Origin of the sequence: Serratia sp. MMO-28, assembly GCF_037199905.1 — a bacterium.
In the GTDB taxonomy this organism is placed as follows: domain Bacteria; phylum Pseudomonadota; class Gammaproteobacteria; order Enterobacterales; family Enterobacteriaceae; genus Chania; species Chania oryzae.
The window spans coordinates 1-23539 of sequence record NZ_JBBCVB010000014.1; the positions used below are offsets into that span (position 1 = coordinate 1).

Consider the following 23539-nt stretch of genomic DNA (forward strand, 5'->3'; position numbering starts at 1 on the left):
TAGCGCGGTGGTCCCACCTGACCCCATGCCGAACTCAGAAGTGAAACGCCGTAGCGCCGATGGTAGTGTGGGGTCTCCCCATGCGAGAGTAGGACACTGCCAGGCATCAAACAAGCAGAAGGCCATCCGTAAGGATGGCCTTTTTGCGTTTACGATGCCCTCAAGCTTAACAGCCTTACTTATTCCCTCGTTTGTTTAGCCACTGAGTAATAAATATGGCGATCTCTTCAGGTTGATTGATATCCAATTGATGCATTATACCCTCTATTTTTTTATCACTAGCCACGGCAATAACATATTTATCCAGCATACTTTCAAGCGGTTTCCCTACCTCTTCGCGGTAAAGAACAATTTTACTGATAGGTTCATGTTTGAATCCTTCCACCAGAATTAAATCGACTTTGCTACTGTCAAACCTGCTGGCCAAATATGCCAAATCCAGTGGTTTCTGTTCGGGGGTTTCGGTCATTAATGCCCAGCGCCGATCGTTGGCCACCAGTGTCTGACTTGCACCAGCTTTGCGTAATTCGTAACTGTCCTTGCCTGGCGTATCGACATCCATATCATGATGAGTATGTTTAATCAGCCCAATCCGTATCTGCTGCTGTTTCAATAAAGGAATTAATTGCTTGAGCAGCGTTGTTTTTCCTGTACCACTGTAAGCGGCGATCGCGAGTAAAGGCGGTAATGAACTAACCATCAATGGCCCCTTTTTCTCGCAACCATTGTTGGCAATCTTCGGGCGTATTTAAATTACGAAATGCCTGTTGCTGGTTATTGAATATAACCTGTTGCGCTCCTATGGCTGCCATAAACAGCATAAGTTTACGTTCACCACGGGCCAGATAGTCCGTCAAGTTATTCAACAGGCTGGCATGCAGTAATGCGAATGTGGGGTGTGCCCGCTCGCCGTCACTGGCATAAGCCGCTAGGGCTGTGCCTCTATGCTGCCATAGCTGTTCAACCAAATTATGGGGGAGTTCTGGTACATCACAGGGGGCACAAACTATCCACTCGGTATTGGCATAGTGAAGCCCTGCCAGTATGCCCGCTAACGGGCCGGGGAAGCCTACCGTCAGGTCGCTTACTACAGGTAAGCCACTTTCTCTGTAACGTTGCTGATTGCGGTTTGCGCTGATGATAAGGTTACCCACTTGCGGAGCTAACCGCACCAACACGTGCTGGTACAATGCCTTATCACCCAGTTGAATCAGCCCCTTATCTTCCCCCGCCATGCGGGTAGAACGTCCACCAGCCAGAATAACGCCGGTTATTTCTTTATGCATAGTTCATCACTCTGCTCCACCTAATGCACTGATTGTAGCGCTAAACCTGCTTGAATAGGGGGATTTACTTTTATTGACAAGCTGGTTCTTTCACTGTGTGAGTAAGCCTGCTACTTTGTGAGTTTATTCACTTCACTGGATGATATTGATATGAAAACGCATCGCGTAAACGAGTTGATTGAGCTGCTCCACCCAGCCTGGCAACAGGATCCGGACCTCAACCTAATTCAGTTTCTGCAAAAGCTGGCGCAGGAGGCGGGTTTTCAAGGTGACTTGGCAGATTTAAGCGATGATATTTTGATTTATCATCTTAAAATGCGCGGTAGCGCTGGCACCGAGCAGATCCCAGGCCTAAAGAAAGATTACGAAGAAGATTTCAAAACCGCATTGCTGCGTGCCCGTGGCGTTATTAAAGACTAGCATTCATCAGGTGCAGTCATCCAGTGGTGATGATTGATGCTACTATTGCTCATACTTGGCACGGTGCTGTTATCTGGCGAACTGAATGGCTGTTATGAATAATTCTGCTTTTAATTTTGCAACCCTTTCTCCCGATCTGATTATGGATGCGTTGGAAGGGATTGGTTTGCGTGTGGATTCCGGGCTGACGGCGCTGAACAGTTATGAAAACCGCGTTTATCAGTTTATGGATGAAGATCGCCAGCGTTACGTGGTTAAATTTTATCGGCCAGAGCGTTGGAGTGCGGAACAAATTGGTGAAGAGCATCAGTTTGCCCTTGAGCTATCCCAAGCGGAAATCCCGGCTGTTGCACCACTGGTGTTGCAGGGTAATACCCTACATACCCAGGATGGCTTCTTTTTTACCGTCTTTCCCAGTGTGGGCGGTCGGCAATATGAGATAGACAGTCTTGAACAACTGGAGTGGGTTGGGCGCTTCCTTGGCCGTATTCATCAGGTGGGTAGCGAAAGGCTATTTGCAGAGCGCCCCACTATCGGTATTGAAGAGTATCTCACTGCTCCACGGCAGGTTTTGGCGAACTGTACTTTAGTGCCCAAGGCCCAGCGCGATACTTTTTTAAATGCCGTGGATCATCTGATTGCTATCATCAAGCAGCATTGGCAATTAGATTGGCAGCCATTGCGTTTGCACGGGGATTGTCATCCAGGCAATATTCTGTGGCGCGATGGGCCATTGTTCGTCGATCTGGATGATGCGCGTAATGGGCCGGCAGTGCAGGATTTGTGGATGTTGTTACACGGTGAACGCCGCGATCGGTTGATGCAATTGGATATCTTGCTGGAGGCCTACGGTGAGTTTGCCGAGTTTGATCAGCGTGAATTAGCGTTAATTGAGCCATTGCGGGCGATGCGTATGGTGTACTACCTGGCATGGGTCGCTCGTCGTTGGCAGGATCCCGCGTTTCCTAAAAGTTTTCCGTGGATGGCGGAGTCTGATTTCTGGTTATCTCAGACTGCGGCATTTACTGAACAGGTTAAGCTGTTGCAGGAACCTCCTCTGCAGCTGATGCCAATGTATTGAAGCTTTAACATAATGGAGAGTTTAGTTTTATGAAGAAAATATGGTTATCACTCATTGGCATGATGATGGCGTTCAGTGCTTCCGCTGCTGAGTTCAGTGATGGTGCTCAGTATGTCACCTTAGACAAACCAGTGACCGGTGAGCCGCAGGTATTGGAGTTTTTCTCCTTCTACTGCCCACACTGCTACCAGTTTGAAGAGGTTTATCACGTTTCTGATAGCGTGAAGAAAGTCTTGCCAGCCGGCACTAAAATGACCAAGTACCATGTCGAATTCCTGGGGCCATTGGGCAAACAGATGACTCAGGCATGGGCTGTGGCGATGGCCTTAGGTGTGGAAGACAAAATCACTCCACTGATGTTTGAAGCTGTACAGAAAACCCAAACGGTACAAACGCCAGATGATATCCGTAATGTTTTCGTGAAGGCGGGGGTTAGTGCTGAGGATTATGATGCGGCTCTGAACAGCTTTGTTGTGAAATCCTTGGTGGTTCAGCAACAGAAAGCGGCTGAAGATCTGCAACTGCGTGGCGTACCGGCAATGTTTGTTAACGGCAAATATATGGTTAAGCCCGATGGTTTGGATACCAGCTCAATGGAGGCTTACGTGAAGCAATTTGCTGAAGTCGTGAAATTCCTGAGCGAAAAGAAATAATCTGTAAATACATTGAAGAACGCCGGTTAATCCGGCGTTTTTTAGCGGTATTGGCGCCTGAGTTTATCAAGCTGGCGATCTTTCTCTAGCCATAATGTATTCAGCCAAAGCTGGAATTTGCGCTTGAACCCTTTATCGTTGAAGTAATCCCCGCGCAGTGTTTCATCCACCGACAGGCATTCAATTCTTACCACCACGCGTTTCATACGGCCGCATAGCATATCGATAAATGGATGCGCCTGGTTATCTGGATAGAACAGCGTCACATTTAATACTTTATCAAATTGGTTACCAAGCGCGCTGAGCGTGAAGGCAATACCCGCGGCTTTGGGGGCCAGCAAATGGCGGTAAGGAGATTGCGTTTTGATTCTTTTCGCTTCGGTAAAACGTGAGCCTTCAACGAAGTTAACAATCGTTGTCGGGCGTTGACGAAATTTCTCACAGGAGCGACGTGTGGTTTCGATATCCTGCCCGCGTTTTTCCGGATGCTTTAACAAATAGGCGCGCGAATAGCGTTTCATGAATGGCATATCCAATGCCCAGCATGCCAGGCCAACGAAGGGGATCCAGGCTAGCTGTTGTTTGAGGAAATACTTATTCATCGGTATGTGATTACGGAAGATCACGCACAGCACAACAATGTCAGACCAACTTTGGTGATTACCGATAAGCAGATACCAATTCTTTTTTTCCAACCCCTTCAGGCCGTTAATATCCCATTGTATATCTGGGTTAACTCTGAGTAGCAACGCTAGGCTTTGGCACCAACACCACATCATGCTATCGGCAAACGTGGAGATTCGCCGCCAGAGAGCGGGAACAGGAACCAACAGTTTAATAACACCGGCTAGAACGATAGGAAGGGAACATAACACCGTCACCAGGATGGCAAGCAGTGAAGAAATGATAAAAATTACAGTGGATAACAATTTTGGCATGAGTTAAGTGCTGACGGTTAATGAGAACATCGTTACATATGCTGGTACGCATGAAATAAATATTTTAACAGAAACTGAAGGAAGATAACGCTGCTGAAAGTCAGCGTTTTGGCCACGAAGAAATAGCGGTGTGCGTCTCGCCCGTGCAGATTTTTAATCTTGTACTATGGTTATTGAGGCATTTAAATTGATTATTTGTGCTGTTAAAAATTGGTTTAAGTTATATCCACAAATTGCTTGAAAGATGATTAATATCAAAGCATAAAAAAATTTATTTTAACGCAATGATTTAATTGTAATTTTTATTTTTAATTATAACAACAAATCTGTTGTTATAATTCGCTATCTTTTCTATGCACAAAGTTATCCACAGGCAGGATCTTGCGGATCGCTTCGCATAATCTCATCAAAAATGCACGCTAAGGTTCGTCAGCAGCGGCTAGCTATGGCATGCTTACCGCAGTCTTTTCACGAATAAAGAAACGCTCATGGCCCAGATTGCAGAAAACCCACTCACCCTGGTAGATGGTTCCTCCTACCTCTACCGTGCTTATCATGCTTTCCCACCGCTGACTAACTCCGTTGGCGAACCGACCGGGGCGATGTACGGGGTGCTGAATATGCTGCGCAGCCTGCTTTTGCAGTACACTCCGAGCCACGTAGCGGTAGTATTCGATGCCAAAGGTAAAACCTTCCGTGATGATCTGTTTGCCGCTTATAAATCACATCGGCCACCGATGCCGGATGATTTGCGGGCGCAAATCGAGCCCCTGCACCAAATGGTGAAAGCCATGGGGTTGCCGCTGATTGTAACGCCTGGCGTAGAAGCAGATGACGTGATTGGAACCTTGGCACAAGAGGCGGAAAAGGCCGGTCATGCGGTTTTGATCAGCACGGGTGACAAAGATATGGCGCAGTTGGTAACGCCGAATATCACCCTAATCAACACCATGAACAATACGATCCTTGGCCCGCAGGAAGTGCGTGAAAAATACGGCATTCCTCCTGAGCTGATTATCGATTTCCTGGCGCTGATGGGGGACTCGTCAGATAACATACCTGGAGTGCCCGGTGTGGGTGAGAAAACCGCTCAGGCGTTGCTGCAAGGGCTAGGAGGGCTGGATGCGCTCTATGCTAACCTCGACAGCATTGCCACCTTGAGTTTCCGTGGTGCCAAAACCATGGCTGCGAAACTGGAGCAGAATAAAGAGGTGGCGTACCTCTCTTATCAGTTGGCAACGATTAAAACCGACGTTGAACTGGAGCTCAGCTGTGGTGAACTGCAGGTGAGCCAGCCGGACGTAGATCAATTGCAGGCACTGTTTAAGCGATACGAATTCAAGCGCTGGATGGCTGATGTTGAAGCGGGTACCTGGCTGGAAAACAAAGGTAGCGCACGTAAAGCCGTTAGCGGAGCCAAACCGGCTGCAGTCGCTGATACACCTAAGGTGGCAAGTGAAGCCACGCTATCGCAAGAGGGCTATGTCACGATCCTCGATGAGGAAACCTTTGCTGATTGGATCGAGCGCCTGAAAAAAGCGGACGTATTTGCTTTTGATACCGAGACTGATGGCCTGGATACCTTAACTGCCAATCTGATTGGTTTATCCTTTGCCATTGAGCCGGGCGTAGCGGCCTATTTGCCGGTCGCACATGATTACCTTGATGCTCCCCCTCAATTGGATCGTGCCCAGGTGTTGGCGGCCCTGAAGCCGCTGCTGGAAGATGACAAGGCGCTGAAGGTCGGGCAGAACCTGAAGTTTGATAAGAGCCTTCTGGCGCGCTATGGAATCGATCTGCGTGGTATTGCTTATGACACTATGCTTGAGTCCTACGTACTGGACAGCGTCAGTGGCCGTCATGATATGGACAGCCTGGCCGATCGCTACCTTGGTCATAAAACCATCACCTTTGAAGAGATTGCTGGTAAAGGCAAAAATCAGCTGACTTTCAATCAGATCGCCCTTGAGCAGGCGGGGCCTTACGCCGCTGAAGATGCTGACGTTACGCTACAGCTACATTTGGCAATGTGGCCAAAACTGAAGGAAAGTGAAGACCTGCTGAGGGTATTCAATGAAATTGAAATGCCACTGCTGCCGGTGCTTTCCCATATCGAACGAACCGGTGTACTGATTGATCAAAACATTCTGGCGGCGCATTCCAAAGAGCTGACCAAACGCCTGGCCGAGCTTGAAGTGCAAGCGCATGAATTGGTTGAAGAGCCATTTAATCTGGCTTCAACCAAGCAGCTACAGGCCATTTTGTATGAAAAACAAAAATTACCCATTTTGAAGAAAACCCCCGGTGGTGCACCTTCGACTAATGAAGAGGTTTTGGCCGAGCTGGCGCTTGATTATCCGTTACCAAAAGTGCTGCTGGAATATCGTGGCTTGGCGAAACTGAAAACCACCTATACCGACAAACTACCGCTGATGATTAATCCGGTTAGCGGGCGGGTGCATACTTCTTATCATCAGGCGGTGACGGCAACGGGGCGTCTTTCTTCCAGCGATCCGAACCTGCAGAACATCCCGGTGCGTAACGATGAAGGCCGGCGTATCCGCCAAGCGTTTATTGCGCCAGAAGGTTATCGCATTGTTGCTGCCGACTACTCGCAGATTGAGTTGCGCATCATGGCTCACTTGTCGCAGGACGAGGGTTTGCTGAAGGCTTTTGCTGAGGGCAAAGATATTCACCGTGCAACAGCCGCAGAGGTGTTTGGTTTGCCACTCGACAAAGTGACCAGCGAACAGCGCCGCAGTGCTAAGGCAATTAACTTTGGTCTGATTTACGGGATGAGTGCGTTTGGTTTGGCGCGTCAGTTGGGGATCCCGCGTGGCGAAGCACAGCGCTATATGGATCTCTACTTTGAACGCTACCCGGGTGTGTTGGAATATATGGAACGCACACGCCACCAGGCTTCCGAGCAGGGCTATGTCAGCACGCTGGATGGCCGTCGGCTGTATCTGCCGGACGTACGCTCCAGTAATGCGATGCGCCGCAAGGCTGCCGAAAGGGCGGCGATTAATGCCCCAATGCAGGGTACTGCCGCGGATATCATCAAGCGGGCAATGATTGAAGTGGATGCCTGGTTGCAGGCGCAGGAAAAACCGTTAGTGCGCATGATCATGCAGGTACATGATGAATTGGTGTTTGAAGTGCACGAGTCAGCCATTGAAGAGGCGAGCCTGCGCATTCACGAGCTGATGGAGGGCAGCATGAAGCTGGCTGTGCCACTGAAGGTGGATATCGGCGTCGGGAAAAACTGGGATGAAGCCCACTGATTGCGTTATCGCGTTTGTCAGAGGTGTACGCCTAACTGGCGATAACCTAAGCAGTTTTCGTAATTAAGCTACAATATACGGCGATTGTTTCTTTAATATCGCCGTTCTTAGTCCTTTTTTCGTGTAACTAAACTACAAAAAATTCTTTTGCACCGTGAAAAAATGATGTAGAGTTACAGGCGTAGGGTACAGAGGTAAGATGTTCTATCTTTCAGACCTTTTACTTCACGTAATCGGATTTGGCTGAATATTAGCCGCCCCAGTCGGTTTTGACTGGGGCGTTTTTTATTGTATAAACAAAGGCCCGCATAGATTCTTCCCTTAGCTTTCTCCGCTTATTCCTTCTTTGCCAACTCTCTCTCACCATTTGCTTCTGTCTGTATTCGTTACTCAATGAGCCATAAGTGTTTCTGATGGCTTTTAGTCAGAAATGTAACTGGATAACAAGTAGTGAATGGCGCACATAAAAAAACCGATGTCTCAGCATCGGCTTTTTACCCACAATCAGCGGTTACTCCCCGCTAGTGTCGTCTTCTTCAGGCAGAACCTCGGGTGGGATCTCATTAAACCAAGTGTTCAGCTTTTGGCTCAGTTTGTCGACACCGATTTTTTTCGGTGATGAGAACGCTTCAACCTGAATATCCCCCATAAATGGCAGCACTGCCTCACGCACCATATTGAGCTGCGCCTTACGCGCCCCGGACGCCAGTTTGTCGGCTTTGGTCAGCAGCACCAACACCGGGGTGCCGACATCAACGGCCCACTGAATCATCTGCTGGTCGAGATCTTTCAGCGGGTGGCGGATATCCATCAGTACCACCAAGCCTTTCAGACAGTTGCGCATCTGCAGGTATTCGCCCAGTGCCCGCTGCCATTTGCGTTTCATCTCTTCAGGGACTTCTGCATAGCCATAGCCAGGCAAATCCACCAGACGAATGCCTTCTTCCACCTCAAACAGGTTTATCAATTGGGTACGACCAGGGGTTTTACTGGTACGAGCCAGGCTTTTCTGATTGGTCAGGGTATTCAACGCACTGGACTTACCGGCATTGGAACGGCCGGCAAATGCGACTTCAATACCTTCATCCCCCGGAAGGTGGCGAATATCGGGCGCACTGATGACGAAGTGGGTCATATGATAATTGTAATTCTTGCTGGTCAACGTTTTCGTCTCCGTGAGGATGGCTATCTGGTGGGCGATTATAACTGCATCGGTATCAAAATGGTGTTTTTCTCGGTTTTAATGCGTTTAGCGAGTAGTCCATTCCAGCAAATTGGCTCCTGCCGTGTAAGACATTTGCCATTCCAATAGAGGGTAATGTCTCTTTATTTAAATGTTCATTTATTTTTTTTGTTTAAAAAACAAATTGTTAGTTATTTTATGGCGAAAATATCACTGTAAGTCTGTTGTAGGTACCTTGAGTACAATTCCTAAAGGCGTAAAGTAGCTCTCAACGCAGGACGCGAAGGAAACAGGAACATCCAGGAAGGGTGATAAATCTCATGGAATACACAGGGCGTGTAATGAGTATCAGGATGATTTCAGATGGAATTGAACTATTTGTACCGGAGTGTACGAATAGCATATGGATGGTGAAGTAACTGCAATTTGGATGCATGCGGGAAGCACGCTCAGGAAGGGCGAAGGCTAACGGATTGCACTAGGGACGAATTTCCTTTTCAGGATGAAGGCATAGTTGCAGGGAATGCGGTTATAGCAGATGGAAAAACCGGGACGTTGAGTGTACGCACGGAGCGCGTAGCAGGAATATCCTTCAATTGAAGGTGCGAAATAGGCGGCAGGTTTAACCTGCCGCCTTTTTTCTTTGTCTACTTTCTGCTAGATTCCGCCGCAATCGTATAGCAATTCTATACTGAATCTACCCACCTAAGAGCACACGCCATGAACCAACCATCAAAAGCACCTCGCGCCCCACGCAGCAGCGCGGCGACGCCAAAAAGTAAAAAGAAAAGCCGTGTGGAGCTCGATCAGGAAGCTCGTGAGCGCAAGCGTCTGAAAAAACGCCGTGGTCATGCTTCTGGTTCACGCACCCAGGTTGAATCTGCCAACCAGAAAAACAAAGCAGCGGAGCAGCCCAAAGATCCACGTATTGGCAGCAAAGTGCCAGTCGCACTGGTGGTTGATGCTAAAGCGAAGGCTAAACCGCAGCCAAAACCCAAGACTGCAGCCAAGCCTCGTTTGACGCCAGAAGAAGAATTGGCGAAGCTGGAAAATGACGAACGTCTGGATGCATTGCTGGATCGCCTGGATGATGGTGACACCCTGAATGCAGAAGATCAGGCATATGTTGAACAAACGCTGGATCGTATCGATGCTCTGATGGAGCAATTAGGCATCGAATTAGGCGATGAAGATGATGAAGTGGAAGAGAAGCAGGAAGACATCCTGAAGCTGCTGAAAAGCGGTAACCCAAAAGACGTATTTTAACGTGACATGTGGTTGATCCTGGTAATAGCCCTACTATTGACATGTTATCTACTGTGGTTATTCGGTAAACTATGGCGGTTGTCGAAGCGCAAAGCGCGTTTTCGCAGCGCTTCCGTGGCCAGACAGCGTAGATCACTGCCCATTTCCCGGCCCGGTAGGAAAAAGAGACCCAATAGATTTTAAGTTACAGGTGGGCGGTAAATCCCTGCAGCTTAAAAGATGAAGGGGTGATCGGAAGGAGTGAGCGAGCATGTCAGAACAGGCGATAGTCTGGGATTTGGCCCTGATCCAAAAGTATAATTACTCGGGGCCGCGTTATACCTCATACCCTACAGCGCTGGAGTTTAACCAGAGCTACGACGACGTGGCGTTTAAACGCGCCGCCGCGCGTTATCCTGAGCGCCCGCTGTCGCTGTATGTGCATATTCCTTTCTGTCACAAGCTCTGCTATTTCTGCGGCTGCAATAAATTGGTGACACGCCAAACTCACAAGGCGGATGAATATCTGGCGGTGTTGGCGCGCGAGATTGCTGCCCGTGCGCCGCTGTTTGCAGGCCGTAAGGTTAATCAGATGCACTGGGGCGGGGGAACGCCAACTTACCTCAGCAAACAGCAAATCAGCCGGTTGATGGCCACGTTGCGCCAGCATTTTGATTTCCTGCCGGATGCGGAGATGTCGATCGAGGTTGATCCGCGCGAAATTGAGCTGGATGTGCTGGATCATTTACGTGCTGAGGGATTCAATCGCCTGAGCATGGGGGTGCAGGACTTCAATAAAGAAGTGCAGCGCCTGGTGAACCGTGAACAGAACGAAGACTTTATCTTCGCGCTGATCGCTCGTGCTAAAGCGCTGGGGTTCAACTCCACCAATATCGATCTGATTTATGGCCTGCCAAAGCAGACGCCGGAAAGCTTTGCCTTCACGCTGCAGCGCGTGGCGGAACTGAACCCGGATCGCCTGAGCGTATTCAACTACGCACATTTGCCGAACCTGTTTGCCGCGCAGCGTAAAATCAAAGATGCTGATTTGCCGAGTGCGCAGCAGAAACTCGACATTTTGCAGCAAACCATCGCTTCGCTGACCGAATCGGGTTACCAGTTTATCGGTATGGATCACTTTGCTCGGCCGAATGACGAACTGGCGGTCGCTCAACGTGAAGGCAAGTTGCACCGCAACTTCCAGGGCTACACCACTCAGGGGGACAGCGATCTGCTGGGCCTGGGGGTTTCTGCCATCAGTATGCTTGGCGACAGCTACGCGCAGAACCAGAAAGAGCTCAAGGTGTATTACGCCGATGTGCAAGAGCGTGGCAATGCGCTCTGGCGTGGCTTGGCAATGACGGAAGACGACTGCCTGCGTCGTGATGTGATCAAAACTTTGATCTGTAATTTCCAACTAAGCTATCAGCCGATTGAGCAGCAGTATGGGATCACATTTGCGGATTATTTCACGCCAGATCTAGAGCTGTTGGCTCCGTTTGAACGCGATGGGCTGGTGGTGCGTGATGAACAGGGTATCCGTGTCACGCCGCGCGGGCGTTTGCTGATCCGCAATATCTGCATGTGTTTTGATATTTACTTGCGCAAGCAGGCGCGTACTCAGCAGTTTTCTCGGGTGATTTGATGTTTAAAATAACAGCCGCATTTGCGGCTGTTATTTTAATTGAAGAAATTGATCAGTGCGGCGCACAGTACCGCGGCAAAGGCTGCCTGCGGCGTGTGGCTGACGGCAGAACTGACGTCTGCGCCATGGGTAATAAAAACGATAAGAGAATCCAACATCAAACAACCTCCTGAGTTTGCGACTCGATCATACTGCTGTCGCATGCTCTGTAAAGTCTCAATTTGGCTGTTTTTTGTGCGCTCGATTATGTTTTTACTATCAAGCGCACGGATTACTCCATCCCCAATTCTTTCAATTTCCGCGTTAGCGTATTCCTACCCCATCCCAGCAGGCGGGCGGCCTCCTGTTTGTGCCCCTGCGTATGGCGCAAGGCGGTGGTAAGCAGGGTTCGCTCCATTTCGGGCTGAGCTTCTGACAGCAGATTTTGATGCCCGGAACGCAGCGCGCGATCGGCCCACTGTGCCAGCAGAGTCGCCCAACTGTCCGGCAGGCTGTGGCCAGCCGATTCTGGCGCGCTGGTTTCAAACAGCTCGCTTGGCAGATCCTGAATCAGCACCTCTTGCCCGGCGGCCATCACCGTTAACCAGCGGCAGGTATTCTCCAACTGGCGCACGTTGCCTGGCCATGGCAGGCGGGTGAGGGCGGTTTCGGTCTCCGGGTGCAGATTTTTTGCTTCCACGCCCAGTTCTTTGGCGGCGACCTGCAGGAAATGGCGGGCCAGGCGGGGAATATCTTCTCGGCGCTCGCGCAGCGGCGGCAGGTGCACCCTGATCACGTTCAGACGATGGAACAGATCTTCGCGGAACTTACCTTCTTGCACCCGTAGCTCCAGGTTCTGGTGGGTGGCGGCAATAATGCGCACATCCACCTTGACCGGAGCATAGCCCCCAACGCGATAAAATTGGCCGTCTGCCAGCACGCGCAGCAAGCGGGTTTGTACATCCAGCGGCATATCACCGATTTCATCCAGGAACAGCGTACCGCCGTCAGCCTGCTCAAAGCGCCCCTGGCGGATCTGGTTGGCACCGGTAAACGCCCCTTTTTCATGGCCGAACAGCTCGGATTCGATCAGGTCTTTAGGGATCGCCGCCATATTCAGGGCGATAAACGGGGATTTAGCGCGCGGGCTGTGGCGGTGCAGCGCATGGGCGACCAGCTCTTTACCGGTTCCCGATTCACCGTTGATCAACACGCTGATGGATGAACGCGACAGGCGGCCGATAATGCGGAACACGTCCTGCATCGCTGGCGCTTCACCGATGATATCGGCTGCCGGATCGCTGATCGGCTGGCTGCGTGCCGGTTGCTGCTGTTCCTGATAATGGCTGATGGCGCGCTCTACCAGCGCAACGGCCTCGTCGATATCAAAGGGTTTCGGCAGATAATCAAACGCGCCTTGCTGATAGGCGCTGACGGCAGCATCCAGGTCCGAATGCGCGGTCATTATGATGACCGGAAGCATTGGGTGGCGCTGTTTTATCTGCTTGAGCAGCGCCAGGCCATCCATACCCGGCATACGGATATCAGACAACAGTACGTCGGGAGTTTGCGTGGCAAGCTGTTCCAGCACTTGATGGCCACTTTCGAAGGTGACGCAGCTAACGCCGGCTCCAGTGAGCGCGCGTTCAAGCACCCAGCGGATGGAACTATCGTCATCGACGATCCAGACTATCCCTCGTTGCATAGCAAACCTCACTGGCGAATAGGCAGGTAGACCGAGAATTCGGTATGTCCTGGCCAACTGTTAAATTCAATTTTTCCGCAATGCTGATCGATAAGATTACGGGCGATAGACAATCCCAGGCCGGTCCCCCCCTCGCGGCCACTGACCATCGGGTAAAACAGGGTATCTTGCAGCAGCGCCGGGACGCCGGGGCCGTCATCTTCGATATCGATGCGTGCTGCCAACCGATAACGCGTACCGTGCAAAGTGATCTGAAACGCGGTGCGCGTACGCAGCGTGATGGTGCCGCCTGCTTGACCCAGCGCCTGCAGAGCGTTGCGGGTGATGTTGAGCAAAACCTGTTCTATCTGATCCGGATCGTGCGCCAGCTCTGGCAGGCTGGGGTCGTAATCACGCACCAGCGTGACGTTATCCGGTTTTTCCAACGACACCAACTGGCAAACGCGTTCTGCAACCTGATGAATACTTTGGGTAATATGTTGCCCAGGCCGCTGCGGCCCCAACAGGCGATCCACCAGATTACGCAGCCGATCGGCCTGTTCAATGATCACCTTGGTGTATTCGGTCAGCACCGGGTCGGGCAGCGCTTTGGCCAGCAACTGTGCTGCGCCGCGCAGGCCGCCGAGTGGGTTCTTGATTTCATGTGCCAATCCGCGCACCAGATCGCGCGCTGCCACTTGCTGAGCGTGCTGTAGCTGCTCCTGGCTCAGGCGACGCTGGTTATCCATTGGTGCCAGCTCGATCAGGATAAAGCCTTCCGGCAGTGCCTGGGCGGTCAGAGAGAGAATATGTGCGCGGCTGTCGATCACCAAGGTGACTTCATTATCGGTGAAGCCTTGGCCAGCATTGAGGCTCTCACGCATCAGCTCGATGTTGAGCGAAAAATAGCCCAGCAGTTCAGGCAGTGGCGTACCGAAAAGTTTACGGGAACTCTGGGCTAGCAGCTGCTGTGCCGCCGGGTTGGCATAATGAACAGCAAGCCGATCGTCCAACAGCAGGATGCTATTGATAAGAGAATTGAGGATCTGCCCAGCGTCGGGTAGCTTGCCAGTTGCCATATATGCCCTTCATCTTTCAAGGCACAGCGTTGTTGGCCGGCCTTGTTCACCGCGGTTATTTTGCTGACCAAGCTTCAGGGGATGTGCTCGGTTGCCAGTCTGGCCCCATGAAACTCCTTGGGTACAGCAGACTTCTGCACCTTTTTAGTGCATCCATCCTACTCCATCCTGCACTATCGCGGTATGAAATAGTTTAGAAAATACAGTGGAGAAAAAAGCCCATCAGAGATGGGCTAAAAAGTTTCCACGGCAACAAAAAAACGGCAACTGAACCGGTGCGCCATCGACAGATGGCGCAAGGTCTCATTTAAACGCTGTAGTACAATTCAAACTCTACTGGGTGCGGCGTCATGCGAACGCGGTCCATCTCTTCTTTACGCAGTTCGATGTAAGCATCGATCGCATCGTCGGTGAACACGCCGCCACGGGTCAGGAACTCGCGGTCTTCGTTCAGTGCAGCCATGGCTTCATCCAGAGAACCAGCCACTTTTGGAATCTCGGCTTCTTCTTCCGGCGGCAGGTCATACAGGTTTTTATCCATGGCATCGCCAGGGTGGATCTTGTTGATGATGCCGTCCAGGCCAGCCATCAGCAGTGCGGCGAAGCACAGGTATGGGTTAGCCGCTGGATCCGGGAAGCGAGCTTCAATACGGCGCGCTTTCGGGCTGGCAACCACTGGGATACGGATAGACGCTGAACGGTTACGGGCAGAATAAGCCAGCATCACCGGTGCTTCATAACCCGGCACCAAACGCTTGTAAGAGTTGGTGGTTGGGTTTGCCAGGGCGTTGATCGCTTTGGCGTGCTTGATGATACCGCCGATGTAGAACAGCGCGATGTCGGACAGGCCGCCGTATTTGTCGCCAGCGAACAGGTTGGTCCCGTTCTTGGACAGCGACATGTGGCAGTGCATACCGGAACCGTTATCACCGAACATCGGTTTTGGCATAAAGGTTGCGGTTTTACCAAATGCGTGAGCCACGTTGTGCACCACGTATTTGTAGATTTGGATTTCGTCGGCTTTTTTGGTCATGGTGTTGAAGCGGGTTGCCACTTCGTTCTGACCGGCGGTAGCCACTTCGTGGTGATGAGCTTCAACCACCAGGCCCATTTCTTCCATGGTCAAACACATGGTAGAGCGGATGTCCTGTGAAGAATCAACCGGTGGTACTGGGAAGTAACCGCCTTTCACCGCTGGACGGTGGCCTTTGTTACCGCCTTCGTATTTGGTGCTGGTGTTCCAGGCGCCTTCAATGTCATCAATGCTCACGTGGGAACCACGGATGCTGCTGCCGAAACGCACGTCGTCAAACAGGAAGAACTCTGGCTCTGGCCCGAACAGCACGGTATCGGCGATGCCGGAAGAACGCAGGAAGTCTTCTGCACGCTTGGAAATAGAACGCGGATCGCGGTCATAGCCCTGCATGGTGCCTGGCTCGAGGATGTCACAGCGAATGATCAGCGTAGATTCTTCAAAGAACGGATCCAGAACCGCCGTGCTGGCATCTGGCATCAGTACCATGTCAGATTCGTTGATGCCTTTCCAACCACCGATTGAGGAGCCGTCAAACATTTTACCTTCTTCGAAGAAGTCGGCATTTACCTGATGAGCAGGGATGGTGACGTGTTGTTCTTTACCCTTGGTGTCAGTGAAGCGCAGGTCTACAAATTTCACTTCATGCTCATTCAGCATCGTTAAAACGTGTTCAGCGGACATACTTAACTCTCCCGGATTTATCGTTGTCGTCGTCGTGGAACGAATCTGTGGAAACTGGCTTGATTTCGCCTTGTGTAGACTAAAGCGAAAACTGTGCCAACTTTTTAAAAGCGAAATAATCGCCTTTTTGCGCGGGTTTTACCCACCCGTAGTATGCACCACGGGTGGAGCAATGCACTGGTATGGTGCAAATAATGCCGCCTGGGGCACTTAAATGGTGCAAAACGCGACTGATTGCTGCTTTTTGCACCGTGAATGAGATCACAAACTGACCTGTACACAGTTGTTTATAAGAGAGTGTTGTGATCTTGTTTAGTCCCTCGCTTAATACGTGTACAATAGCGCGCTATTTCTAATGCCTGAGGCAAAGCTGTGATCGAAAATTTGCGTAACATCGCCATTATTGCCCACGTTGACCATGGTAAAACCACCCTGGTTGACAAATTGCTGCAACAATCCGGTACTTTCGGAGAGCGTGCGGAAGCAACTGAACGTGTAATGGACTCCAACGATTTGGAGAAAGAGCGTGGGATTACCATCCTCGCAAAAAACACCGCCATTAATTGGAAAGACTACCGCATCAACATCGTAGATACCCCAGGACACGCCGACTTCGGCGGTGAGGTAGAGCGAGTGATGTCAATGGTCGACTCGGTGCTGCTGGTCGTGGATGCGATGGATGGCCCAATGCCGCAAACCCGTTTCGTGACCAAGAAAGCCTTTGCTAACGGTCTGAAACCGATCGTGGTTATCAATAAGGTTGACCGCCCTGGTGCGCGTCCTGACTGGGTTGTTGATCAGGTCTTCGATCTGTTCGTTAACCTGGATGCCACCGACGAACAGCTCGACTTCCCAATCATCTATGCTTCCGCTCTGCTGGGGATCGCGGGTTCCGACCATAACGATATGGCCGAAGACATGACCCCGCTGTACCAGGCGATCGTTGACCACGTGTCAGCGCCGAAGGTTGAGCTGGATGCCCCGTTCCAGATGCAGATTTCCCAACTCGATTACAACAACTACGTTGGCGTTATCGGCATTGGCCGCATCAAGCGCGGTAAAGTGAAGCCTAACCAGCAGATCACGGTTATCGACAGCGAAGGTAAAACCCGCAACGGTAAAATCGGTAAGGTACTGACCCACATGGGTCTGGAGCGCATCGAAGCCAGCGTGGCTGAAGCAGGCGACATCATCGCCATCACCGGTCTGGGCGAACTGAATATCTCCGATACCATCTGTGATGTGAATGCGGTAGAAGCACTGCCTGCTCTGTCGGTTGATGAGCCGACCGTCAGCATGTTCTTTAACGTCAACACCTCACCGTTCTGCGGTAAAGAAGGCAAGTATGTGACTTCACGTCAGATCCTTGAGCGCCTGAACAAAGAGCTGGTACACAACGTGGCATTGCGCGTGGAAGAAACGGCAGATGCTGATGCATTCCGCGTTTCAGGCCGTGGTGAGCTTCACCTGTCGGTACTGATCGAAAACATGCGCCGTGAAGGTTTCGAACTGGCGGTTTCCCGTCCGAAAGTCATCTTCCGCGAAATCGATGGCCGCAAGCAGGAGCCATTCGAAAACGTGACTCTGGACATCGAAGAGCAGCATCAGGGTTCTGTGATGCAGGCGATGGGCGAGCGTAAAGCCGACCTGAAAAACATGGATCCAGATGGCAAGGGCCGTGTCCGCCTTGACTATGTGATCCCAAGCCGTGGCCTGATCGGTTTCCGTAACGAATTCATGACCATGACTTCCGGTACTGGCCTGCTGTACTCCACCTTCAGCCACTACGACGACGTGCGTCCAGGCGAAGTGGGCCAGCGTCAGAACGGCGTGCTGATCTCCAACGGCCAGGGTAAAGCGGTAGCATTCGCCCTGTTCGGCCTGCAAGATCGCGGTAAGCTGTTCCTGGGCCACGGTGCAGAAGTGTATGAAGGCCAGATCATCGGGATTCACTCACGCTCTAACGACCTGACCGTGAACTGCCTGACCGGTAAAAAGCTGACCAACATGCGTGCTTCTGGTACTGACGAAGCGACTACCCTGGTTCCCGCCATCAAGATGTCTCTGGAGCAAGCTCTGGAATTTATCGATGATGACGAACTGGTAGAAGTGACGCCAATCTCGATCCGTATCCGTAAGCGTCACCTGACGGAAAACGATCGTAAGCGTGCGAACCGCGGTCCTAAAGAAGGTTAATCAACCGATTTAATCCGCAATGCTTAGGGCGCGTTAAGGCGCCCTGAGTTTTTCTTCCCCTGAGCCCCGTTTCTACGCCTTGTCGTGCGCTTTTCACCTTTGTTCCCTGTTCAGCCTTAACTTTTCCCGTTACAGTAAAATCTCACTGGCCCATCAGGAGAGGACTATGCTGTATATCTTTGATTTAGGTAATGTGATCGTCGATATCGATTTCAAACGTGTACTGGGGGTGTGGAGTAATTTGAGCGGTACACCGCTGGCAATGTTGACCGATCGTTTCAGCATGGGCGAAGTCTTCCAGCAGCACGAACGCGGTGAAATCAGCGACGAAGATTTTGCTGCCAAACTCTGTGAGGAGATGGGGATTGCGCTCAGTTTCGAACAATTCGCCACCGGCTGGCAGGCGGTGTTTGTCGCCCTGCGCCCGGAGGTGATCGACATCATGCATCGCTTGCGCGCTGAGGGGCATCGCGTGGTGGTGTTGTCAAATACCAACCGCCTGCACTGCAACTACTGGCCGCAGCACTACCCGCAGGTGGCTGAAGCGGCCGATCATATGTACCTGTCGCAAGATATCGGTATGCGCAAACCCGATGCCAGCATTTATCAGCATGTGCTGGCTGCGGAAAATACCCCGCCAGAGCATGCGGTGTTTTTCGACGATGTTGCCGCCAATGTGGCAGCGGCCGAAGCGCTGGGTATCAAAGCGGTGCAGGTGACCGATCGGCAGGTGATTCCGGCTTATTTTGCTCAATAAACACCGCGCGTTATACCCGTTATACTTCAAGCTGCTTGGGTGTTGGCTGCGCGCTGTCGCCCCAGTCACATAGTTATCTATGCTCCTGGGCTCCCCAGCGCTTGCCGCCTACAAGCAACTCGAATTATTTTGGGTATAAGCTTAAGGCGTAGGGCTCGATCTCAAGGAGTGGATATGTCGTTTTTCCGCCGAAAAAAGCTGTCTGCGCCGTTTAAACCCGGAGTGACCTTCGGGCGGTTGCTGATGAAACGTATCGATCACGATGGCTTAAGCATGTTGGCAGGCCATCTGGCCTATGTTTCTTTGCTTTCTCTGGTGCCGCTGATTACCGTGGTGTTTGCGCTGTTTGCTGCTTTCCCGATGTTTTCTGACATCAGCGTCCAGTTGAAAAGCTTTATTTTCTCTAATTTTATGCCTGCTGCTGGTAACGTGATCCAACGTTACCTCGAGCAGTTTGTTGCCAACTCCAACAAGATGACGGCGGTAGGGACCTGCGGCCTGATAATTACCGCGCTGTTGCTGATATCCTCGGTGGATACCGTGCTGAACACCATTTGGCGCAGCAAGAATAAACGCCCGATCGTGTTTTCTTTTGCGGTTTATTGGATGGTGCTGACCTTGGGGCCGCTGTTGGTGGGGGCCAGCATGGCGATCAGCTCTTATCTGTTGTCGCTGAATTGGCTGGCACAAACCGGCGTTAATGGCCTGATTGATGAAGTACTGCGGGTTTTTCCATTGCTCCTGTCGTGGGTATCTTTCTGGCTGCTGTACAGTATCGTCCCTACAGTGCGGGTGCCGCCAAAGGATGCGCTGGTCGGTGCTCTGGTGGCCGGGGTGCTGTTTGAACTGGGCAAGAAGGCTTTTGCGTTTTACGTCACCATGTTTCCGTCTTATCAGCTGATCTATGGCGTGTTGGCGGTGATCCCCATTTTATTCCTGTGGGTGTATTGGAGCTGGTGTATCGTGTTACTCGGTGCTGAAATCACCGTTACGTTGAGTGAATATCGTGTCTATCAGCAACAGCAGAAATGGGAGCAGGAAGAGCATTTATGATTGCGTTAATTCAGCGGGTGTTAAATGCTAGCGTAGTGGTTGAAGGCCAGACGGTAGGCAAGATTGGCCCCGGTTTGTTAGTGTTGTTGGGGGTTGAGGCGGACGATAACGAACAAAAAGCCGAACGCCTGTGTGAGCGAGTGCTGGGATACCGCATCTTTGGCGATGAGAACGACAAGATGAACCTCAACGTACAGCAAGCCGGTGGCAGCGTGCTGGTGGTGTCGCAGTTTACTCTGGTCGCCGACACGCAAAAAGGTATGCGCCCGAGCTTCTCGCGCGGTGCGGTGCCGAGCGATGCCGATCGGCTGTATCAGTACTTTGTTGGTCAGTGCCGTGAGCGCGGGGTGGAAACCCAGACCGGAGAGTTTGCTGCCGATATGAAAGTGGCACTGGTGAACGATGGACCGGTAACATTCTGGCTGCAAGTGTAAGCATTAATACTCGTCATACTTCAAGTTTCAGCGTTGTTGGCTACGTGCACTTGCCGCCTAGCCGCAACTCGAATTATGTAGAGTACACGAGAGAGAAGGCGTCTATGTATCACCTACGAGTTCCCGTAACAGAACAAGAACTGAAAGCGTATTACCAGTTTCGCTGGGAAATGCTGCGCAAGCCATTGCATCAGCCAGTGGGTTCGGAAAAGGATGCCTACGACGCCATGGCGCACCATCAGATGGTGGTGGACGAGAATGGCAAGATTGTGGCCATTGGGCGGCTGTATATCAATGCCGACAATGAAGCCGCCATCCGCTTTCTGGCGGTCGATCCTACGGTGCAAGACAAAGGCCTGGGCACGCTGGTGGCGATGACGCTGGAGTCGGTCGCGCGTCAGGAAGGGGTGAAGCGGGTGGTGTGTAGCGCGCGTGAAGATGCCGTCGATTTCTTTGCCAAGCTGGGCTTTATTAATCAGGGGGAGATCACTGCCCCGCAAACCACGCCAATCCGTCACTATCTGATGATTAAGCCGGTAGCCACGCTGGATGATATCCTGCATCGCCCTGACTGGTGCGGGCAACTGCAGCAGGCCTGGTACGAGCATATTCCGCTGAGCGAAAAGATGGGCGTGCGTATCAGCCAGTATACCGGGCAGCGTTTTGTCACCACCATGCCGGAGGTGGGCAACCAGAACCCGCATCATACGCTGTTTGCCGGCAGCCTGTTTTCGCTGGCGACGCTGACCGCCTGGGGATTGATCTGGCTGCTGCTGCGTGAGCGCCATCTGGGTGGCACCATTATTCTGGCGGATGCCCATATTCGTTACAGCAAACCTATCACCGGCCGCCCGCGTGCGGTGGCGGATCTCAGCTCACTCAGTGGCGATCTCGCTCGTTTGGCCCGCGGCCGCCGGGCACGGGTGCAGGCAGAGGTCCATTTGTTTGGTGATGAGGATAAAGGGGCTATATTTGAGGGCACCTATATGGTGCTGCCTGCCGAACCGGATGAACCGTTGGACAAGGGCGGTTCTGAAGCGTAGCCAGCTATACTCGTCTAAGCGAAAAACAGCATAAAGATGCAGCAAAGGCTGAAGGTGCGGCCTCCTTCTCCCTGTGGAAGGGGGCGGGGTGAGGGGGCTTGTTGTGCAGAGGAGCCCCTCACCTAACAGGTTAGCTTTAACGAACGGTATTGCGCTTATGGCAACTGCTGCTCCAGCGTTTGTCCTTCTTTACTGGTCGCCTGCAGGTGGCCCTGTAGTGAAGACTTGAACGACCCATCTCCGTTCAACATCCCTTTCAACTGCAATTGCAGGTTACCTTCACCTTCCAACGGCACCGGCTGCCATCCCCAATGCTGTAAGGTATTTAATGGCACTGAGCGCCCATCAAAAGACAGCGTGAATGGTTTGCCGGGTTGCTGGCTGACGTTAGCTTTGGCGTCCAGCAGGCCATCAGGCATAAAGGCGCTCAGCTCGGTAACGTTGATCTGCTGCGCATCAGCATCCAGCGCCAGAGAAGGGCGACGTACGTCAACCTTGTTGAAGGTGGCATCGCTGCCGTTGAGCTTCAACGAACCGGACCAGATGCCCCATTGATGGTCGTTTGCCAGTAGCAGATTGCTGCCATAACCATCCAATGCGGTGATCTGGAAAGGGAAATCCGGATTGATATCGATAATCAGGTTACGGTTAGTCGTCAGCTTGCCGATATACACTTGCGCTAACCAGCTCGGCAGCGGTTGCAGCCAGAGCGCGCGCCAATTGATGGGCAGTGTATACTCCAGTGCGGCCATGGCCACTTCATCAAGCTGCAACCGCTTATTGGCGCGCAGCCAATTGCCGGAGGTGCGTAGCAGCCCGCCTTCCCAACGGGTGGTGAACTGTTGAATGGTGATACCGGCCGGTGAAAGCTGCATACTGATGATCGGATCGATCAGATGGAAATTGCCGTGAATAATATGGCCCGCATTAAAACTGAGCGTTCCATCTTGGCTGCTCCAGTCACCTTGTTGGAACGTGACGCTTTGCAGTGATAAATCGAGATCGTTAATTGCCCAATCTTTCCCTTCCAGGCGTGCATCAATCAGATCAAAGCGTTTCACCGTAATCGGTGGCAGAGTGGTGAAGTGCTCCCAGAACTGTTCCAGCGTCAGCGGGGTTTGCAGGCGTACGTTACTCAGGCGCAGGCGTTCTACCAGCCAACTGCCGTCGGCAGCGCGGCTGGCAACACCGGTCAGATCCCCTTGAGCCAGATCGGCACCAAAATCGCTCAGTATCCATTGATCTTGCTTGATTTCACCCTGTACCAGCACTTGCGAGGCGGGAATACCATTCAATACCATCAAACCGGCACTGAACTGGAACTGGTTATTTTCCCCCAGTAGATGACCAGCGCTTGGCTGCCAGGGAGTCACTCCCGCATTCACCTTCTGCGCGTCCAACTGCCAGCCTGCATCGTTAGATTGCAATGCCATATTGCTCAGTTGCAGCGTATCGGCCTGTAGCGGCAAACTCATGCCCTGCTGTGGTTTTACGTTGAGCATCCCGTCGCGCAACGTCACGCTGCCGAAGTAACGCGGCTCAGTGATTTGCCGTAAGCTGAAAGCCAAGTCAACCTGCTTGGCGGCCAGCGCCTGTGGCTGATTAGCCTGGGCCAAGGCGACCCCTTCCAGCGTGATTTGCCCTGGTTTACTCCAGGAATGGGTGATTTTCTCCACCGATAGGCGGTATTCACTGTTGTTACTGATCCAGCGGCTCATCCAGCCCGCAGCCCAGCGCGTTTGCCCCAAGACGTATAGCAGTACCACGGCAAGCACCGCCAGCAGTAACAACGTCAGCAACAGTTTTCCGATAAATTTCATCGTCCAAATCCGTAGCGGTCAGAAAAGATACCCTGTTTATGC

Annotated in this window: 21 protein-coding genes and 1 rRNA gene; 13 read left to right on the forward strand and 9 right to left on the reverse strand. The window is 51.8% G+C overall.

The annotated features are described in order from the left end of the window. Positions 1-105 (forward strand): 5S ribosomal RNA (gene rrf, locus WG891_RS13620); the annotation flags it as partial. Positions 106-175: 70 nt separating this feature from the next. On the opposite strand, the gene mobB is transcribed toward rrf, so the two are convergent. Both mobB and mobA read right to left on the reverse strand, forming a co-directional pair. Then, on the reverse strand, positions 176-700 hold the full coding sequence (mobB, locus tag WG891_RS13625) for a molybdopterin-guanine dinucleotide biosynthesis protein MobB (protein WP_337263305.1): 525 nt from the start codon (positions 698-700) through the stop codon (positions 176-178). Then, positions 693-1286 (reverse strand): molybdenum cofactor guanylyltransferase MobA, encoded by a 594-nt coding sequence (gene mobA / locus WG891_RS13630; protein WP_076943903.1) that lies wholly within the window; start codon positions 1284-1286, stop codon positions 693-695. The genes mobB and mobA overlap by 8 nt, the downstream gene beginning before the upstream one ends. A gap of 150 nt (positions 1287-1436) precedes the next feature. On the opposite strand from mobA, the gene WG891_RS13635 reads away from it, so the two are divergent. The 3 genes from WG891_RS13635 to dsbA all read left to right on the forward strand — a co-directional run bounded on the left by WG891_RS13635 (position 1437) and on the right by dsbA (position 3440). Next, on the forward strand, positions 1437-1706 hold the full coding sequence (locus WG891_RS13635; RefSeq protein ID WP_037400383.1) for a YihD family protein: 270 nt from the start codon (positions 1437-1439) through the stop codon (positions 1704-1706). 94 nt (positions 1707-1800) lie between these two features. Then, positions 1801-2787, forward strand: a complete 987-nt coding sequence (locus WG891_RS13640; protein WP_337263304.1) for a serine/threonine protein kinase — start codon at positions 1801-1803, stop codon at positions 2785-2787. A 29-nt stretch (positions 2788-2816) separates the two neighbouring features. Next, on the forward strand, positions 2817-3440 hold the full coding sequence (gene dsbA, locus WG891_RS13645; RefSeq protein WP_337263303.1) for a thiol:disulfide interchange protein DsbA: 624 nt from the start codon (positions 2817-2819) through the stop codon (positions 3438-3440). 41 nt (positions 3441-3481) lie between these two features. Here dsbA and WG891_RS13650 read toward each other — a convergent pair whose 3' ends face one another. Beyond that, the gene (locus WG891_RS13650) at positions 3482-4378 is read right to left on the reverse strand and encodes an acyltransferase (RefSeq protein WP_337263302.1); all 897 of its coding nucleotides are present in this window, start codon (positions 4376-4378) and stop codon (positions 3482-3484) included. 488 nt (positions 4379-4866) lie between these two features. Between WG891_RS13650 and polA the strand changes: the two genes are divergently transcribed. Further along, complete coding sequence (polA, locus tag WG891_RS13655; RefSeq protein ID WP_337263301.1) at positions 4867-7662, forward strand: DNA polymerase I; 2796 nt, start codon at positions 4867-4869, stop codon at positions 7660-7662. Positions 7663-7861: 199 nt separating this feature from the next. After that, positions 7862-7909 carry a spot 42 RNA, inhibition of DNA synthesis gene (locus WG891_RS27050; protein WP_071892919.1) on the forward strand — a complete coding sequence of 16 codons (48 nt, stop codon included), beginning with the start codon at positions 7862-7864 and terminating at the stop codon, positions 7907-7909. Positions 7910-8173: 264 nt separating this feature from the next. Here WG891_RS27050 and yihA read toward each other — a convergent pair whose 3' ends face one another. Further along, positions 8174-8824: a ribosome biogenesis GTP-binding protein YihA/YsxC gene (yihA, locus tag WG891_RS13660; RefSeq protein ID WP_337263300.1), complete on the reverse strand. Its 651-nt coding sequence runs from the start codon at positions 8822-8824 to the stop codon at positions 8174-8176. 741 nt (positions 8825-9565) lie between these two features. On the opposite strand from yihA, the gene yihI reads away from it, so the two are divergent. Next, a complete protein-coding gene (gene yihI, locus WG891_RS13665) occupies positions 9566-10111 on the forward strand; it encodes a Der GTPase-activating protein YihI (protein WP_156293273.1) in 546 nt (181 codons plus the stop codon). Between the two features lie 250 nt (positions 10112-10361). Beyond that, positions 10362-11735 (forward strand): oxygen-independent coproporphyrinogen III oxidase, encoded by a 1374-nt coding sequence (hemN, locus tag WG891_RS13670; protein ID WP_337263299.1) that lies wholly within the window; start codon positions 10362-10364, stop codon positions 11733-11735. 35 nt (positions 11736-11770) lie between these two features. Here hemN and WG891_RS13675 read toward each other — a convergent pair whose 3' ends face one another. From WG891_RS13675 to glnA, 4 genes are all read right to left on the reverse strand, one after another. Beyond that, positions 11771-11893: a YshB family small membrane protein gene (locus tag WG891_RS13675; RefSeq protein WP_143555413.1), complete on the reverse strand. Its 123-nt coding sequence runs from the start codon at positions 11891-11893 to the stop codon at positions 11771-11773. Between the two features lie 113 nt (positions 11894-12006). Then, the gene (gene glnG, locus WG891_RS13680; protein WP_156293271.1) at positions 12007-13419 is read right to left on the reverse strand and encodes a nitrogen regulation protein NR(I); all 1413 of its coding nucleotides are present in this window, start codon (positions 13417-13419) and stop codon (positions 12007-12009) included. Between the two features lie 8 nt (positions 13420-13427). Further along, positions 13428-14477: a nitrogen regulation protein NR(II) gene (gene glnL, locus WG891_RS13685; protein ID WP_076943915.1), complete on the reverse strand. Its 1050-nt coding sequence runs from the start codon at positions 14475-14477 to the stop codon at positions 13428-13430. A 307-nt stretch (positions 14478-14784) separates the two neighbouring features. Next, complete coding sequence (gene glnA / locus WG891_RS13690; protein ID WP_076943916.1) at positions 14785-16194, reverse strand: glutamate--ammonia ligase; 1410 nt, start codon at positions 16192-16194, stop codon at positions 14785-14787. Between the two features lie 372 nt (positions 16195-16566). Here glnA and typA point away from each other — a divergent pair, with 372 nt between their 5' ends. From typA to fabY, 5 genes are all read left to right on the forward strand, one after another. After that, a complete protein-coding gene (gene typA / locus WG891_RS13695) occupies positions 16567-18390 on the forward strand; it encodes a ribosome-dependent GTPase TypA (protein ID WP_076943917.1) in 1824 nt (607 codons plus the stop codon). A 166-nt stretch (positions 18391-18556) separates the two neighbouring features. Then, positions 18557-19147, forward strand: a complete 591-nt coding sequence (gene yihX / locus WG891_RS13700; protein WP_076943919.1) for a glucose-1-phosphatase — start codon at positions 18557-18559, stop codon at positions 19145-19147. 174 nt (positions 19148-19321) lie between these two features. Next, positions 19322-20200 (forward strand): virulence factor BrkB family protein, encoded by an 879-nt coding sequence (locus WG891_RS13705; protein ID WP_337263298.1) that lies wholly within the window; start codon positions 19322-19324, stop codon positions 20198-20200. Then, positions 20197-20634 carry a D-aminoacyl-tRNA deacylase gene (gene dtd / locus WG891_RS13710; protein WP_337263297.1) on the forward strand — a complete coding sequence of 146 codons (438 nt, stop codon included), beginning with the start codon at positions 20197-20199 and terminating at the stop codon, positions 20632-20634. Before WG891_RS13705 ends, dtd begins: the two co-directional genes overlap by 4 nt. 104 nt (positions 20635-20738) lie before the next feature. Next, complete coding sequence (gene fabY / locus WG891_RS13715; RefSeq protein WP_337263296.1) at positions 20739-21677, forward strand: fatty acid biosynthesis protein FabY; 939 nt, start codon at positions 20739-20741, stop codon at positions 21675-21677. Positions 21678-21832: 155 nt separating this feature from the next. Here fabY and WG891_RS13720 read toward each other — a convergent pair whose 3' ends face one another. Continuing rightward, on the reverse strand, positions 21833-23497 hold the full coding sequence (locus WG891_RS13720; protein ID WP_337263295.1) for an AsmA family protein: 1665 nt from the start codon (positions 23495-23497) through the stop codon (positions 21833-21835). Positions 23498-23539: the final 42 nt, after the last annotated feature.

Bases quoted from the DNA above. Each gene is read 5' to 3' on its own strand.
- mobB (WP_337263305.1), bottom strand. From the start codon at position 700: ATGGTTAGTTCATTACCGCCTTTACTCGCGATCGCCGCTTACAGTGGT.
- mobA (WP_076943903.1), bottom strand. From the start codon at position 1,286: ATGCATAAAGAAATAACCGGCGTTATTCTGGCTGGTGGACGTTCTACC.
- WG891_RS13635 (WP_037400383.1), top strand. From the start codon at position 1,437: ATGAAAACGCATCGCGTAAACGAGTTGATTGAGCTGCTCCACCCAGCC.
- WG891_RS13640 (WP_337263304.1), top strand. From the start codon at position 1,801: ATGAATAATTCTGCTTTTAATTTTGCAACCCTTTCTCCCGATCTGATT.
- dsbA (WP_337263303.1), top strand. From the start codon at position 2,817: ATGAAGAAAATATGGTTATCACTCATTGGCATGATGATGGCGTTCAGT.
- WG891_RS13650 (WP_337263302.1), bottom strand. From the start codon at position 4,378: ATGCCAAAATTGTTATCCACTGTAATTTTTATCATTTCTTCACTGCTT.
- polA (WP_337263301.1), top strand. From the start codon at position 4,867: ATGGCCCAGATTGCAGAAAACCCACTCACCCTGGTAGATGGTTCCTCC.
- yihI (WP_156293273.1), top strand. From the start codon at position 9,566: ATGAACCAACCATCAAAAGCACCTCGCGCCCCACGCAGCAGCGCGGCG.
- hemN (WP_337263299.1), top strand. From the start codon at position 10,362: ATGTCAGAACAGGCGATAGTCTGGGATTTGGCCCTGATCCAAAAGTAT.
- WG891_RS13675 (WP_143555413.1), bottom strand. From the start codon at position 11,893: ATGTTGGATTCTCTTATCGTTTTTATTACCCATGGCGCAGACGTCAGT.
- glnG (WP_156293271.1), bottom strand. From the start codon at position 13,419: ATGCAACGAGGGATAGTCTGGATCGTCGATGACGATAGTTCCATCCGC.
- glnL (WP_076943915.1), bottom strand. From the start codon at position 14,477: ATGGCAACTGGCAAGCTACCCGACGCTGGGCAGATCCTCAATTCTCTT.
- glnA (WP_076943916.1), bottom strand. From the start codon at position 16,194: ATGTCCGCTGAACACGTTTTAACGATGCTGAATGAGCATGAAGTGAAA.
- yihX (WP_076943919.1), top strand. From the start codon at position 18,557: ATGCTGTATATCTTTGATTTAGGTAATGTGATCGTCGATATCGATTTC.
- WG891_RS13705 (WP_337263298.1), top strand. From the start codon at position 19,322: ATGTCGTTTTTCCGCCGAAAAAAGCTGTCTGCGCCGTTTAAACCCGGA.
- dtd (WP_337263297.1), top strand. From the start codon at position 20,197: ATGATTGCGTTAATTCAGCGGGTGTTAAATGCTAGCGTAGTGGTTGAA.
- fabY (WP_337263296.1), top strand. From the start codon at position 20,739: ATGTATCACCTACGAGTTCCCGTAACAGAACAAGAACTGAAAGCGTAT.
- WG891_RS13720 (WP_337263295.1), bottom strand. From the start codon at position 23,497: ATGAAATTTATCGGAAAACTGTTGCTGACGTTGTTACTGCTGGCGGTG.